This window comes from Xanthomonas sp. CFBP 8445, from assembly GCF_025666235.1.
Taxonomy (GTDB): domain Bacteria; phylum Pseudomonadota; class Gammaproteobacteria; order Xanthomonadales; family Xanthomonadaceae; genus Xanthomonas_A; species Xanthomonas_A indica.
Map to the genome: position 1 here is coordinate 1,158,392 of NZ_CP102594.1, position 14,027 is coordinate 1,172,418.

Annotated in this window: 13 protein-coding genes; 7 read left to right on the forward strand and 6 right to left on the reverse strand. The window is 70.9% G+C overall.

Annotated elements, in window-relative coordinates; all coding sequences use genetic code 11:
- Window positions 1–2: 2 nt before the first annotated feature.
- Complete coding sequence (locus NUG21_RS04990; protein ID WP_263392448.1) at window positions 3–2,015, reverse strand: bifunctional DedA family/phosphatase PAP2 family protein; 2,013 nt, start codon at window positions 2,013–2,015, stop codon at window positions 3–5.
- A 126-nt stretch (window positions 2,016–2,141) separates the two neighbouring features.
- Window positions 2,142–3,533, reverse strand: coding sequence for a GntP family permease (locus NUG21_RS04995; RefSeq protein WP_263392449.1), 1,392 nt, complete (start codon window positions 3,531–3,533; stop codon window positions 2,142–2,144).
- A 173-nt stretch (window positions 3,534–3,706) separates the two neighbouring features.
- Here NUG21_RS04995 and NUG21_RS05000 point away from each other — a divergent pair, with 173 nt between their 5' ends.
- From NUG21_RS05000 to NUG21_RS05020, 5 genes are all read left to right on the forward strand, one after another.
- Entirely contained in the window at window positions 3,707–4,369 is a 663-nt protein-coding gene (locus NUG21_RS05000) for a serine/threonine-protein kinase (RefSeq protein WP_160945326.1), read from the forward strand.
- Between the two features lie 125 nt (window positions 4,370–4,494).
- Window positions 4,495–5,310: an SDR family oxidoreductase gene (locus tag NUG21_RS05005; protein ID WP_160945325.1), complete on the forward strand. Its 816-nt coding sequence runs from the start codon at window positions 4,495–4,497 to the stop codon at window positions 5,308–5,310.
- A 194-nt stretch (window positions 5,311–5,504) separates the two neighbouring features.
- On the forward strand, window positions 5,505–6,665 hold the full coding sequence (locus tag NUG21_RS05010) for an ROK family transcriptional regulator (protein ID WP_263392450.1): 1,161 nt from the start codon (window positions 5,505–5,507) through the stop codon (window positions 6,663–6,665).
- Window positions 6,666–6,782: 117 nt separating this feature from the next.
- A complete protein-coding gene (locus tag NUG21_RS05015) occupies window positions 6,783–7,205 on the forward strand; it encodes a VOC family protein (RefSeq protein ID WP_019798348.1) in 423 nt (140 codons plus the stop codon).
- Window positions 7,206–7,364: 159 nt separating this feature from the next.
- A complete protein-coding gene (locus NUG21_RS05020; RefSeq protein ID WP_263392451.1) occupies window positions 7,365–8,597 on the forward strand; it encodes an acetylornithine transaminase in 1,233 nt (410 codons plus the stop codon).
- Window positions 8,598–8,606: 9 nt separating this feature from the next.
- Here the strand turns inward: NUG21_RS05020 and NUG21_RS05025 are convergent, their stop codons facing one another.
- Window positions 8,607–9,224, reverse strand: a complete 618-nt coding sequence (locus NUG21_RS05025; RefSeq protein WP_263393032.1) for an HAD family hydrolase — start codon at window positions 9,222–9,224, stop codon at window positions 8,607–8,609.
- A 341-nt stretch (window positions 9,225–9,565) separates the two neighbouring features.
- On the opposite strand from NUG21_RS05025, the gene azu reads away from it, so the two are divergent.
- Window positions 9,566–9,916 (forward strand): azurin, encoded by a 351-nt coding sequence (azu, locus tag NUG21_RS05030; protein ID WP_237473029.1) that lies wholly within the window; start codon window positions 9,566–9,568, stop codon window positions 9,914–9,916.
- Between the two features lie 73 nt (window positions 9,917–9,989).
- Here azu and hemL read toward each other — a convergent pair whose 3' ends face one another.
- Together hemL and thiE are read right to left on the reverse strand one after the other, a co-directional pair.
- Window positions 9,990–11,282, reverse strand: coding sequence for a glutamate-1-semialdehyde 2,1-aminomutase (gene hemL / locus NUG21_RS05035; protein WP_263392452.1), 1,293 nt, complete (start codon window positions 11,280–11,282; stop codon window positions 9,990–9,992).
- A gap of 460 nt (window positions 11,283–11,742) precedes the next feature.
- Window positions 11,743–12,366 (reverse strand): thiamine phosphate synthase, encoded by a 624-nt coding sequence (gene thiE / locus NUG21_RS05040; protein WP_263392453.1) that lies wholly within the window; start codon window positions 12,364–12,366, stop codon window positions 11,743–11,745.
- A 72-nt stretch (window positions 12,367–12,438) separates the two neighbouring features.
- On the opposite strand from thiE, the gene NUG21_RS05045 reads away from it, so the two are divergent.
- The gene (locus NUG21_RS05045) at window positions 12,439–12,630 is read left to right on the forward strand and encodes a rubredoxin (RefSeq protein WP_019798180.1); all 192 of its coding nucleotides are present in this window, start codon (window positions 12,439–12,441) and stop codon (window positions 12,628–12,630) included.
- A gap of 485 nt (window positions 12,631–13,115) precedes the next feature.
- On the opposite strand, the gene NUG21_RS05050 is transcribed toward NUG21_RS05045, so the two are convergent.
- Window positions 13,116–13,961, reverse strand: coding sequence for a SirB1 family protein (locus tag NUG21_RS05050; protein WP_019796091.1), 846 nt, complete (start codon window positions 13,959–13,961; stop codon window positions 13,116–13,118).
- Window positions 13,962–14,027: the final 66 nt, after the last annotated feature.

The window sequence follows — 14,027 nt, forward strand, 5'->3', positions numbered from 1 at the left end:
GCTCAGGGCGACGGCGGCGTCTGCCCGTCGCTGCGCACCAGCAGCACCGGGATCTCGCTGCGGCGGTGCATGTCCTTGCGCGTGGGCAGCGCGTGCAGCGCCTCGGTCACGGCGGTGAGTGCAGGATCGGCGCCGCGCAGCGGCCGCCACAGCCCGATCAGGTTGAAGTGGCGCTCGTAGCGCAGGCTCTGTGCGCTGCCCAGCCACAGCGGCACGTTGCCCGGCTGCAGACGTGCCGGCGCCGGCCACAGGCGTAGCGCGTACAGCTCGTCCGGGTTCGGGCCGGGGCGCAGCATCAGCAGCGATTCCACCCGCGTGTCCAGCGTCGCCGGCAGCACCGGCACCTGTGCCGGCGTGGCCTTGTAGTCGAGCAACTGCAGCGCCTGCTGCCAGCCGGCCTGCGGCTGCACGCGCCAGCCGGCCGCTTCGAGCTGGCGCTGCAGCGGCGCCAGCGGTCCGGCCACCTGGATGTCCAGCGGCCAGCGCTGATCGTCGTCGAACTCGTTGCGCCGCGACGGCAATTGCCGCCAGTCGTGCTGCCACCAGGCCGCGTCGGCCAACTGCGTCAGCTGCGGCGGCGGCGGTTCGAACTTGGCCAGCTTGCGTTCCAGCTGGCGCGGCGCGTACCACAGGGCCGCAATCGCGAAGCCGCCGTAGAACAGCCAGGCCAGCGGCTTCATCCAGAACCCGCGGTTGAAGCGGCGGCGGTAGGCGATGCCCAGCACCAGCAGCCAGAAGATGCCGAACAGCATGCCGCCGACCACGTCGCTGAGCCAGTGCGCGCCCAGGTACAGGCGGGCGAAGCCGATCAGGGTCACCACCGCGCCGGACAGCAGGTACGGCCACACGCGCGAGCGCCCCGGCAGTTCGCGCGCGATCAGCACCGCGAAGAAGCCGAAGCTGATCGTGGCCATGGTCACCGCCACCGACGGGAAGCCGAAGCCGCTGCTGGCCGCCGGCGGGCGTACCACGTGCACGGTGGCGCCGAGCAGCTTGGTCAGGGCCAGGCCGAAGGCCAGCGCCGCCAGCCAGTGCGCCGCGGCCATCCAGCGCCGGCGCCAGGCCAGGTAGAGCAGGCCCAGCGCGGTCGGCGGCACCAGCACCTGCCAGTTGCCCAGCGAGGCCAGCGCGGTCATCGGGTAGTCGGCCAGCGGGTTGCGCAAGGCCAGCATCAGGTCGTGCACGGCCAGGTCCAGGCGCAGCGGCTCGCCGTGTGCCACCACCACCATCAGCAGCGCGAACCAACCCCAGCCCAGCGCCAGCAGCATCACCGCCAGCATCGCCAGCGGCACCGACTCGCGCCGCTGCGGATCGAATACCGCGATCGAATAGCGGCCCAGCACCGGATGCCGGCGTGACCAATCCAGGCCGCGCGCCAGCAGCGCGTCCATGTGCCCGGCCGACCAGCGGTAGCCGTACAGCACGATGGCCCACACCAGGCCCAGCGCCAGCGCCAGCAGGCCCACAACCAGGAACAGGCGGCCGGCGACGGCGGCGACTGCGTCGTAGGCCTGGCCCAACAGCCAGCCCGGGCCCAGGAACAGCAGCGCCCAGGTCACCGCGGCCACGCTGCTGGGCAGCAGATAGCGCCGCAGCGGCATCTTCATCATGCCCGCCACCGCCGGCACGAACGGACGGATGGCGCCGACATAGCGCGCCACCAGGATGCTCTTGAAGGCGTTGCGGCGGAACATCGCCTCGCCGCGGTCGAGCAACTGCGGGTAGCGCTTGAACGGCCAATAGTTGCGCAGCTGATGGCCCCAGCGATAGCCGACCCAGTAGCTGACCGCATCGCCGATCAGCGCGCCGAGCGCGGCGCTGATCACCGCATACGGGCCGGAGATCTGGCCCAGGCCGATCAGCACGCCGATCGCGAACAGCAACGGCAGCGCCGGCACCAGCGTGCCGAGGATGATGACCGCATCGCAGAACGCGATGGCGAAGATGACCGCGCCGGCCAGGACGGGGTGTGCTGCGATCCACTCCAGCGTGGCATCGGTCCATGAGGCATTCATCGGGCGATTATAGAGGGAGCACGATGACCGTCCGTGCAAGCGACCGCGTTGCCGATCGTGACCGGTCCCTGGGCCTGCCTGCGCTGCCGCCGGGCGACGGCGAGGCGGCGAGGCCGTCGCCGCGGGTCACGCCAAGGGCGGCAGCAGGTTCAGCAGCAGCACCATGCCCAGGCCCACCAGCGCCACGATGGATTGCACCACCGAGATCGTCTTGGTGGCCTCGCCCATGCTCATCCCGAAGGATTCCTTCACCAGCCAGAAGCCGGCATGGTTGGCGTAGTTGAAGAACAGCGAACCGCAGCCGATGGACAGCGCCAGCAACGGCAGGTTGAGCGTGGGCTCGGCGCTGCCGAGCGGCGCCAGCAGCCCGGCAGCGCCGACCACGCCGACGGTGGCCGAGCCGGTGGACACCGACAGCAGCATCGAGATCAGCCAACCCAGCAGCAGCGGCGACAGCGCCAACTGCTGGCTCATGTGCACGATCGCATCGCCCACGTGCGCATCGGTGAGCACCTGCTGGAAGGCGCCGCCGCCGGCGATGATCAGCAGCACGCCGGCGACCGGCTTGACGCTGTCGCCCAGAGTCTTGCGCAGGGCGGCCGGTGTTCCCGGCCGCAACGCGACCTGCGCGAACAGCACCCCGAGCAGCATCGCCACGATGGGGTGACCGACGAAGGCGGTGGCATGCAGCACCGCCGAGTCCCTGCGCAGCAGCATCTCGGCCACCGCATGGCACAGCATCAGCAGGGCCGGCGCCAGCGCCGCCAGTACGCCCAGGCCGAAGGCGGGCGGCGTGCGTTGTGCGGACGCGCCACCGTCCGCGGCGTCGGCCGACGCGTACTGCGCCAGCAGTGCGGCATCCGGTTCGGCCTGGATGTGCCGCGCGATATAGCGGCCGTACAGCGGTCCGGCCAGGACGATGGCCGGAATGGCCGCGATGAAGCCGTAGAGCATGGTGGCGCCCACGCTGGTCCCCAGCGTGGCGATGGCCGTGAGCGGACCGGGATGCGGCGGCACCATGCCGTGCATCGCGGCGAGGGCGGCGATGACCGGGACGCCCACGTAGGCATAGGCCGAGCCGTTGACCTGACGATCCGCTTGCAGCTTGCGGGCCACGCCGAAGATCAGCGGCAGCAGGATCACCAGGCCGACTTCGAAGAACATCGGGATGCCGACGATGAAGGCGACGCCTGCCATGGCCCAGGGCAGCGCGCGCGGCGACGCGCGGCGCAGGATCGCGTTGGCCAGCGTGTCGGTCACGCCTGCCTGGGCCAGCAATTTGCCGAGCATCGCGCCCAGCGCCACCACCAGGCCGACCGCCCCCAGGGTCTTGCCCGCGCCCGTGGCGACGGCGTGCAGCAGCGCGTCCATCGGCATGCCGACCACCAGGCCGGCGACCAGCGACACCAGCAGCAGCGCCAGCAGCGGATGCAGCTTGGGGCGTGCCACGATCAGCAGGACCAGGGCGATGACGCTGAAGAGCGCGGTGAACAGCAGGAACAGGTCGTTGGAACTCATGGGGGCGCTTTCGCGTGGATCGGCCGCAAGCTTAGCCTGCGGCATCGCCCGAGCGCCGGACGCTTCCGGCGAGATCGTGTGACGCCGCGGCGAACGGCGCGCTGCCGGCAGGGACAAAGGTGCGACGGGCCCGACCCGCCTCGCAAACGGCAGGGCACGTTTACACTGGCCGGATGCCTGCCCCCGCGTCCCGCACCGTGCACATCCTCAAGGCCGACAGCTTCGGCCGCATCCTGCTGCTGGGCGAGGGCGAGGCGCGCTTCGTCCGCCGCGACCTCACCGCCTCGCCCTGGTGGCTGCGGCTGCCGGCGTGGTGGCTGGCGCGGCGCGAGGCGCTCGCCCTGCGTCACCTGGACGGCATGCCGGCGACGCCGCAACTGCGCGGCTGGGACGGCACCTTCCTGGATCGCAGCTACCTGGACGGCGCGGCGATGTACCAGCGGCCGCCACGTGGTGACCTGGCGTATTTCCGCGCCGCGCGGCGCCTGCTGCAGCAGGTGCACCGGCGCGGCGTGGCGCACAACGATCTGGCCAAGGAGGCGAACTGGCTGGTGCTGGAAGACGGCAGCCCGGCGTTGATCGACTTCCAGCTCGCCGTGCGCGGCGCTCCGCGCGCGCGCTGGATGCGCCTGCTGGCGCGCGAGGACCTGCGCCACCTGCTCAAGCACAAGCGCATGTATTGCGCCCACGCCCTGACCCCGGTCGAACGGCGCCTGCTCAAGCGCCATTCCTGGGTGCGCGACCTGTGGTTCGCCAGCGGCAAGCCGGTGTACCGCTTCGTCACTCGGCGTCTGCTCAAGTGGGAAGACAACGAGGGGCAGGGGCCGAAGCCCTGAAGGGCCGGGATTGGGGATTCGGGATTGGGGATTGGCAACGGCGCATGGTGGCGCCTGACCCTGCCCTGGTGGGGACAGCAAGGCGCTAAGCTTTGGCGAATCTCCAATCCCGACTCCCCAATCCCGTGACCTTACAAGGCAAAACCCTCTTCATCACCGGCGCCTCGCGCGGCATCGGGCTGGCGATCGCGCTGCGGGCGGCGCGCGATGGTGCCAATGTGGCGATCGCGGCGAAGTCGGCGGTGCCCAATCCCAAGCTGCCTGGCACCATCCACAGCGCGGCGGCGGCGGTGGAGGCGGCCGGTGGGCGCGCGCTGGCGCTGAAGTGCGACATCCGCGAAGAGGAGCAGGTGCGCGCGGCGGTGGCGGCGACGGTCGCGGCCTTCGGCGGCATCGACATCCTGGTCAACAACGCCAGCGCGATCTGGCTGCGCGGGGCGCTGGAGACGCCGATGAAGCGCTTCGACCTGATGCAGCAGGTCAACGCGCGCGGCAGTTTCCTGTGCGCGCAGGCCTGCCTGCCGCATCTGCTGCGCAGCGCCAACCCGCACATCCTGACCCTGGCGCCGCCGCCGTCGCTGGATCCGAAGTGGTGGGCGCCGCATACCGGCTACACCCTGGCCAAGATGGGCATGAGCTTCGTCACCCTGGGCCTGGCCGGCGAGTTCGGCCCGCAAGGCGTTGCCGTCAATGCGCTGTGGCCGCGCACGCTGATCGCCACCGAGGCGTTGAACATGATCCCTGGCGTCGAGGCCGGCAACGGCCGCCGCCCGGAGATCATGGCCGATGCCGCGCACGCCGTGCTGACCCGGCCGGCCGCCGGTTTCTACGGCCAATTCCTGATCGACGACGCAGTGCTGGCCGAGGCCGGCGTGCACGATCTGTCCGGCTATGCGCTGGATCCCTCGCAGCCACTGTTGCCGGATCTGTTCCTGGATTGAGACCCGCTGGTGGCGGGCGCGCGGCAGATGCGACGCGGCGCGCGTTCCGGACGCTGGGAGGCCGCGATCGCGACGCGCTGCGTGCGGGCGGCGGCGCGCTGCGAAGACGCTCTGTTCCATCCGATCGCGGTCGGTGCCGCAATGACCAAGCGCGGCGCGGCTATGCTGCCGGGGTCTTCATGCCACCGCCGCCCATGCCCGCTCCAGTCGCCGTCGCCCTGCCGCGCCTTCCCGAGTCCCGCCACGCCATCCATGCCGATCTCAGCGACAACGAGCGGCACATTCTCGATCGCCTGCGCCTGGCCGGCACCGCCACCCGCGCCGATCTCAGCCGCAGCACCGGGCTGACCGTGCAATCGGCGGTGCGCCTGGTCGATGCGCTGGCCGAGCGCGGCCTGGTCGCGATCGGCGCCTCGCTGGCGCACGCGGGCCGCGGCAAGCCGGGCGCGGGCATCGCGCTCAACCCCGGCTACGGCCATACCGTCGGTTATGCGATCGCCACCGATGCGCTGTCGCTGGCGCTGCTGGATTTCAGCGGGCAGATCCGCGCCACCGCCGAGCATGCGCTGCGCTCGACCGAGCCGGCCGCCCTGCTGGCGCAACTGCGCGAGGCCGACGCCGCGCTGACGGCGGCGGCCGGCGCCGGACTCGGTCCGCGCCTGGGCGCGGGCGTGGCGATGACCGGCTTCTTCGTCGAGGACGGCGTGCACATGAACCCGCCCGAGCCACTGCGCGCGCTGGGCCAGCTGTCGATCGGCGACTGGCTGGCCGAGGCACTGGGCTTGCCGGTGTGGGTGGACAACGACGGCACGGTGGCGGCGGCGGGCGAGAGCCTGCTCGGCATCGGCCGCCAATACCGCGATTTCGCCTACCTGCACTTCAACTACGGCCTGGGTGGCGGCGTGGTGATCGATGGCGCCTGCCTGCGCGGGGCGCACGGCAACGCCGGCGAGTTCGCCGGCATGCTGCCGCAGCAGGGGCTGGAGCGCGGCACGCTGGAGCTGTTGCGGCAGTTGCTGGCGGAGGACGGCATTGCGCTGCCCGACATCCGCGCGCTGCTGGCGGCCTACGATCCGACGTGGCCGGCGATCGAGCGCTGGATCGCACGGGTGGCGCCGGGCCTGTCGCTGATCGTGTCGGCGATCGTGGCGATCTTCGATCCGCAGGCGGTGGTGTTCGGCGGGCGCATGCCGCGCGAACTGGCGACGCGGCTGATTCCGCACGTGCGCATCGACAACCAGCCGCGCCGCGGTCAGGCGCGGCCGTTGCCGGTGCTGCTGCCGGCCGCCGCCACCGCCGATGCCAGTGCGGTGGGCGCGGCGGCGCTGCCGCTGAAGGCCTGCTATTTCCGCTGAACCGGTGCTGCCGCGGCGTCGCCATGCCTGCACGGCGCCGGCGCTACCCTATGCGTGCTCTCCGCGCGCCGCCGCAGTACCGCGCGCGCCCCATCCCCCACCATCGGAGTTGTCACGATGAAATACCTGCACGCCATGATCCGCGTCCACGACCTGGAGAAGACCAGCAAATTCTTCACCGAAGGCCTGGGCCTGCACGAGACCCGCCGCATCGACAACGAAGCCGGCAAGTTCACCCTGGTGTACTTCGGCGCCCCGGAGAACCCGGAGGCCGAGGTCGAGCTGACCTACAACTGGGGCTCGGACGAGGACTACGGCAGCGCCCGCAATTTCGGCCACCTGGCCTTCGAGGTCGACGATATCTACGCCCTCTGCGCGCACCTGCAGTCGCTCGGCGTGACCATCAACCGGCCGCCGCGCGATGGGCGCATGGCCTTCGTGCGCAGCCCCGACCTGATCTCGATCGAGTTGCTGCAGAAGGGCGAGGCGCTGGCCCCGGCCGAACCGTGGGCGTCGATGCCCAACACCGGCGTCTGGTAAGCACAGCCAGCGCTGCCGCCGCCGCGCCGTCGCCAGCGGCGCGCGAGCGTGTGTCCGTCGCGGCGAGCCGGCGCCGCGTTGCGCCGCCGGTCGCGGTCCGACCGCCGCGCCTGCCGCGGCGGTCTCTATAATCGGCGCTTTCCCCGCAGGACTGCCTCGATGACCGCTTCTTCCGCCGCGGAGCTGATCGCCCTCGGTCAACGCTACAGCCTGCCGATCTACCGTCCGCGCCAACTGGTGCTGGAGCGCGGCCAGGGCGCCCGGGTCTGGGACAGCGAGGGACGCGACTACATCGACCTGTCCGCCGGCATCGCCGTGTGCGGGCTCGGCCACAACGATCCGGACCTGCAGGCGGCGCTGCTCGAGCAGGCCGGCAAGCTGTGGCACACCAGCAACGTGTTCTACAGCGAGCCGCCGCTGCGCCTGGTCGAGGAACTGGTGGTGGCCTCGCGCTTCGCGCACAAGGCGTTCCTGTGCAATTCCGGAGCCGAAGCCAACGAGGCGGCGATCAAGCTGGTGCGCAAATGGGCCACCGCCCAGGGCCGCCCGCCGCAGCGGCGGGTGATCGTCACCTTCCGCGGCAGCTTCCACGGCCGCACCCTGGCGGCGGTGACCGCCACCGCGCAGCCCAAGTACCAGGAAGGCTACGAGCCGCTGCCCGGCGGTTTCCGCTACGTCGACTTCAACGACATTGTGCAGCTGGAAACGGCGATGGCCGCCGGCGACGTGGTCGCGGTGATGCTGGAGCCGGTGCAGGGCGAGGGTGGGGTGATGCCGGCGGCGCCGGGCTTCCTGGCGCAGGTGCGGGCGCTGTGCGACCACCACGGTGCGCTGCTGGTGCTGGACGAGATCCAATGCGGCATGGGCCGCACCGGCACCCTGTTCGCGCACTGGCAGGACCAGGTGACGCCGGACATCGTGACCCTGGCCAAGGCGCTGGGCGGCGGTTTCCCGATCGGCGCGCTGCTGGCCGGGCCGAAGGTCGCCGAGACCATGCAGTTCGGCGCGCACGGCACCACCTTCGGCGGCAACCCGCTCGCCGCGGCGGTGGCGCGGGTGGCGCTGCGCAAGCTGGCCTCGACGGCGATCGCCGCCAACGTGTCGCGGCAGTCGGCGGCGCTGCGCAAGGGCCTGGCGGCGCTCGACGAGGAGTTCAGGTTGTTCTCGCAGGTGCGCGGCCGCGGCCTGATGCTCGGTGCGGTGTTGAATCCGGCGCATGCCGGGCAGGCCGGGACGATCCTCGACCACGCCGCCGCGCACGGCGTGCTGACCTTGCAGGCCGGGCCGGACGTGCTGCGCTTCGTACCGGCGCTGAATCTCACCGATGCCGAACTGGGCGAAGGCCTGGCGCGGTTGCGCAGCGCGCTGCGCGCCTACCTCGCCGCGCGCTGATCCAGCAGTTCAACCCAGCCCTTGCCGCGCCAGCGCGCGGCGCAGGGCGCGTGCGCCGCTGGCGGTTTCCGCGGCCATGCCGATCGCGCGGGCGCCGCGCACGTTGACGAACAGGTCGTCGATGAACAGTGCCTGCCGCGGCGCGACACCGAAGTGGGCCAGCGCCTGCCGGTACACCGCCGCGTCCGGCTTGCGCCCGCCCAGGCTGCCGCTGCACAGCACGCGCCCGTGCAGCAGCGGGAACAGTGCCGGCACGATCTGCGGCAGCGCCTGTGCCATCAGCGGGCCGTTGTTGGTCAGCACGCCGACGGCCACGCGTTCGGCCAGCGCCAGCACCTGCGCGACCACGCCGGCATCGGCGCGCGTGGCCGCCACCCGCGCAGCGATCCATGCAGTCGCATCCACCTCGGCGCCCAGGCCCGCGCTCAGCCGCTGCAGGTAGCTGGCGGTGTCCAGTGCGCCGCCGTCGTAGGCGGTCTCCAGCCCGGAGCCGAACAGCACCTCGCGCACCTGCGCCGCCTCGCATCGGCAGTGCGCGGCCAGCGCGGCGATGCGCGCGGCGCGCGTGTAGCGCGCCAGCACTCCATCGAAATCGAGCAGCAGCAGCGCCGGCCGCGCGCGGATCATGGCGGACATGCGTGCGCCTGCGTGGCTGGCTGCAAGCGCAGTGAACGTGGCGAGGGAGCTGCGCCGATCGAGCCGCGTTTCGCGCTCGCCGCCGCGCGCCGCAGCGCGTGTCGATGATGCAATGCGCCATCGCTTGTCGTTGACAAGCCGTTACGCGCGAGTGGACAGTCGGGGCACATCGCCGCACGCATGATCTGCCGTGGCGCAAACCTGTCTTTCTTGCCGAGGAATCCGCCTTGAACACCAAGTTTCCGTCCCTGCTGCTCGTCCTGTCCGGCCTCGCGTTCGCGCCTGCCGCCTGGGCCAAGACCTGCGCGGTGACCATCACCGGCACCGACCAGATGTCCTTCGACCAGACCCAGATCAAGGTCGCGGCCGATTGCACCGAGGTGGCGGTGACGCTCAAGCACAGCGGCAAGCTCGCCGCCGCGGTGATGGGCCACAACTGGGTGCTGACCAAGACCCCGGATTTCCAGGCGGTGGCCAGTGCCGGCACCAGCTCCAGCCTGGCCGACAGCTACCTGCCCAAGAACGATCCGCGGATCATCGCCCACACCAAGGTGATCGGCGCGGGGCAGTCGGATACGGTCAAGTTCTCCACCGCTAAGCTCAGCAAGGGCGGCGACTACACCTTCTTCTGTTCGTTCCCGGGGCACTGGGCGGTGATGAAGGGCAAGTTCGTATTCGGCTGATCCAGCACAGCGTCGCGGCGCCAGCCATCGGCGCCGTGCGTTGTCGTCATGCCATAGTCGTGGCGCCGGCATCTCAGCCGGCGGCGACCACTGCGAATGCCTCGCGCGCCGCGGCCAGGGTGGCGTCCAGCACGCCCTGGTCGTGCGCACTGGAGACGAAGCCGGCCTCGTAGGCCGAGGGCGCCAGGAACACGCCGCGCTCCAGCATCGCGTGGAAGAAACGGTTGAACGCAGCGGTGTCGCAGGCGGTGGCCTGCGCATAGGTCTCGACCTTCTCGGTGGTGAAGAACAGCCCGAACATGGCCCCGACCTGGTTGGTGGTGACCGCCACGCCGGCCGCCGCCGCGGCGGCTTCCAGCCCGGCGCACAGCTGCGCGGTGGCCGTGTCCAGGCGCTGGTGGAAGCCCGGTGCCTGGATCAGTTCCAGCATCGCCAGCCCCGCGGCCATCGCCACCGGGTTGCCGCTGAGCGTGCCGGCCTGATAGATCGGCCCCGACGGCGCCACCTGCCGCATCAGCTCGGCGCGCCCGCCGTAGGCGCCCACCGGCATGCCGCCGCCGATGATCTTGCCGAAGGTGGTCAGGTCCGGGGTGACCCCGTAGTGCGCCTGCGCGCCGCCCAGGGCGACGCGGAAACCGGTCATCACCTCGTCGAAGATCAGCAGCGCGCCGTGCTGCGTGCACAGCTCGCGCAGGTGCTGCAGATAGCCCGGCCGCGGCGGAATGCAGTTGGCGTTGCCGACCACCGGTTCGATGATGACCGCGGCGATCTCGTGGCCGATCCGCTCGAACAGCGCGGTGGCGCCCTCGGCGTCGTTGTAGGCCAGAGTGGCGGTGAGTTCACTCAGGCCCGCCGGCACGCCCGGCGAGGTCGGCACGCCCAGGGTCAGCATGCCGCTGCCGGCCTTGACCAGGAACGAGTCGCCGTGGCCGTGGTAGCAACCTTCGAACTTGACGATGCGGTTGCGCCCGGTGGCGCCGCGCGCCAGGCGCACCGCCGACAGCGTGGCCTCGGTGCCGGAGTTGACCATGCGCACCATCTCGCAGGACGGCACCAGCCGGGTAATGGTCTGTGCCATCGTCACCTCGGCCGGACACGGCGCGCCGAACGACAGCCCGTCGCCGATCGCGCGCTGCACCGCCTCGCGCACCGCCGGGTGGTTGTGGCCGGCGATCATCGGCCCCCACGAGCCCACGTAGTCGATGTAGCGGTTGCCGTCGACGTCGTACAGGTACGGACCATCGGCGCGCTGCACGAAGAACGGCTCGCCGCCGACCGACTTGAAAGCGCGCACCGGCGAATTGACGCCGCCGGGAATCAACGACTGCGCTTGGGCGAACAGGGCGTGCGAGCGGGAAAGGTTCATGAGCGGAAATCCTTGGCGATGCTGGCCAGGCCGATCTGCCGGGCACGGAGCGAGGCCGTCTATTGTCGCGGCTGCCGCCGGCATGCGCCATGTCGTCGATCCGCCGCGCTTGGCGCCGCGCCGTGATTTGCTGTCTACGCTCAAGCGCTAGCCCCTCTCCCGCGGGGAGAGGGGGTGGGGTGAGGGTCCGGCGCGCAGCGACGCGCGATGTCTTGGTGCACGAGGCTTCGCCCGTACCCTCATCTGCCCCTGCGGGGCACCTTCTCCCAAAGGGAGAAGGGAAACGCTAAGCGCCTCTCCCATCGGGAGAGGGGTTGGGGTGAGGGTCCGGCGCGCAGCGGAGCGCGACGTCCGGGTGCATGAGGCTGCGCCCATACCCTCATCCGCCACTTCGGGGCACCTTCCCCCGAGAAGGGGAGCCTGGTCCCGGTGGGAGAAGGAAGGCGCTAGGTTCCGTGCCTCAGTCGAAACAGGCGCGGTACGCAGCCAGCGCCGCACGCGGGTCGGGCGCATCGAACACACCGCTGATCACCGCCAGCAGGTCGGCGCCGGCCGCGACCAGCGGGCGCGCGTTGTCCGCGGTGAGGCCGCCGATCGCTACGCGCGGCAGACCCAGTGCCGCGGCCTCGTGCAACAACGTGGGCGTGGCGCGGCGCGTGGTGACCTTGCTGCGGGTGGGGAAGAACGCGCCGAAGGCGACGTAGCTGGCGCCGGCGGCCGCGGCGCTGCGGGCCAGCGCCAGGTCGTCGTAGCAGGACGCGCCGATCAGCGCCTGCGGCCCGAGCGTGGCGCGCGCGGCGGCCAGGTCGCCGTCGTCCTCGCCCAGGTGCACGCCGGCCGCGCCCACCGCCTGCGCCAGGGCGACGTCGTCGTTGACGATCAGCGGCACCCCGGCTTGCGCGCACAGCGCCTGCAGTGCCGCGGCCTGCTGCTGCCGTTGCGCCGCATCGGCGCGTTTGTTGCGGTACTGCAGCCAGGTCACGCCCTGGTCCAGCAGCGGTGCCACCCGCGCCAGCAGGCGCGCGCCGTCGGCCTCGTCGGGAGTGATCAGGTACACGCCGCGCGGCGCCGGAGATGCGTTCATGGCCAAGCCTTCCGATGCGTCGACGGCGATGGGACAATGCCGTTCCGTCCGACTGTGACCTGCGATTATCCAATGAGCGACGCCACCGCCACCACCTATCGCACCTGGATGTGCGTCGTCTGCGGGTTCATCTACAACGAGGCCGACGGCCTGCCGGAAGAAGGCATCGCCCCCGGCACCCGCTGGGAAGACGTGCCCGACACCTGGACCTGCCCGGACTGCGGCGTGACCAAGGACGATTTCGAGATGGTCGAAATGGAGTGAGGCCGGGATTGGGGAGTCGGGATTGGGGATTCGTTGGAGCCCGGTTCCGCCTTTTTTCCTGCTGGTAGATGCGGCTTCGTTCCCCTGGATCAGCCGCGATGTGGCGCTGGTGATGCCTGATTCGGGAGTGAAGGCAGCCTCCGCTCCCGAGATCCATGTCTTAGATGCGGCTTTCTCTGGGTGTCTGGGCGATGCGATCGCGTTTGCCGCGATGGCGCCGCTGACTGGCGTGATGCGGGAGAGGCTTCAGTTCCCACCCGTCCGCCATTGTGGCGTCGGGGCTGAAGCCCCTCCCACAGTGGCGATGCGTCGACGACGCGGTTTGCGCGCGCCTCAAAGAAGTCCGTGACGGTGTGGAGCGCTTACAGCGACGCCACACTGCATGGCTCGTCCAAATCCCGAGTTCCGGCGTTCAACAGCCGCAGGTTGGTTCTTGCGATCCCGGCTTTCCACCGCCGCAGGCGGCTCATCCCGAATCCCCGCCGTCAGTGCATCCGCTGCGCGCGGGCGCTCAGTTCCACCAGGCGCTCGCGGATCGGCAGGGCGTCGGAGGCCTCGGGGTTCAGTTGCAGGTAGCGCCCCAGGTCGCGGCGCGCGCCGGGCACGTAGTCCATCTGCAGGTACGCCATGCCGCGGTCGCGCAGGGCTTCGGGCTGGTCCGGCATCAGCTTGAGCACGCGGTCGGCGCTGCGCGCGGCGCGGTCCCACTCGTCGCGTTCGGCATACAGGCCGTGCAGGTTGCGCAGGACACGGGCGAGGATCGCGCGATGCGGCGCCGGGTCCAGGATCTGCAGCAGGGCGCGGTCGTCCGGGCTTTCGCCGCCCATGTGCGGCCGCGCGCGCTCGCGCAGTTCCTCCACCGCCAGCGGGCGCCCGCCGTTGAACGGGTCCATCACCAGCAGGCCGTCGTCCACCGGCAGGCGCACCAGGAAATGCCCGGGGAAGGACACGCCGTCGAGCGGGATGTCCAGGCGCCGCGCCACTTCCATCTGCACCAGCGCCAGCGAGATCGGGTTGCCCAGGCGCCGCTCGAACACCTGGTTCATGTAGCTGTTGCGCGGGTCGTAATACTCGTCGTGGTTGCCGGTATAGCCCAGCTCTTCGAACAGGTGGCGATTGATCGCCGCCATCTTCAGCGGCCACTGCTCGATCGTCGCCACCTCGTGCCGCAGGTGGTCGGCGTGGCTCTGCGCCAGGGTGTCGTAATGGGCGGCATCCAGTTCCGGATACTCGTCGCGGGCGATCAGCAGTGCGGTCGCCAGCAGCGGCAGGGCATCGTCGTCCAGAGCGGCCAGGGTATTCCAGCTCGGCAATGTCAATCGGGCGGCCATGGCCCAAGACTGGCGGCAAAGCCGAGCCCGATCAAGTCCGGCGGTTCCCGACAGCGGTGTCGGGTT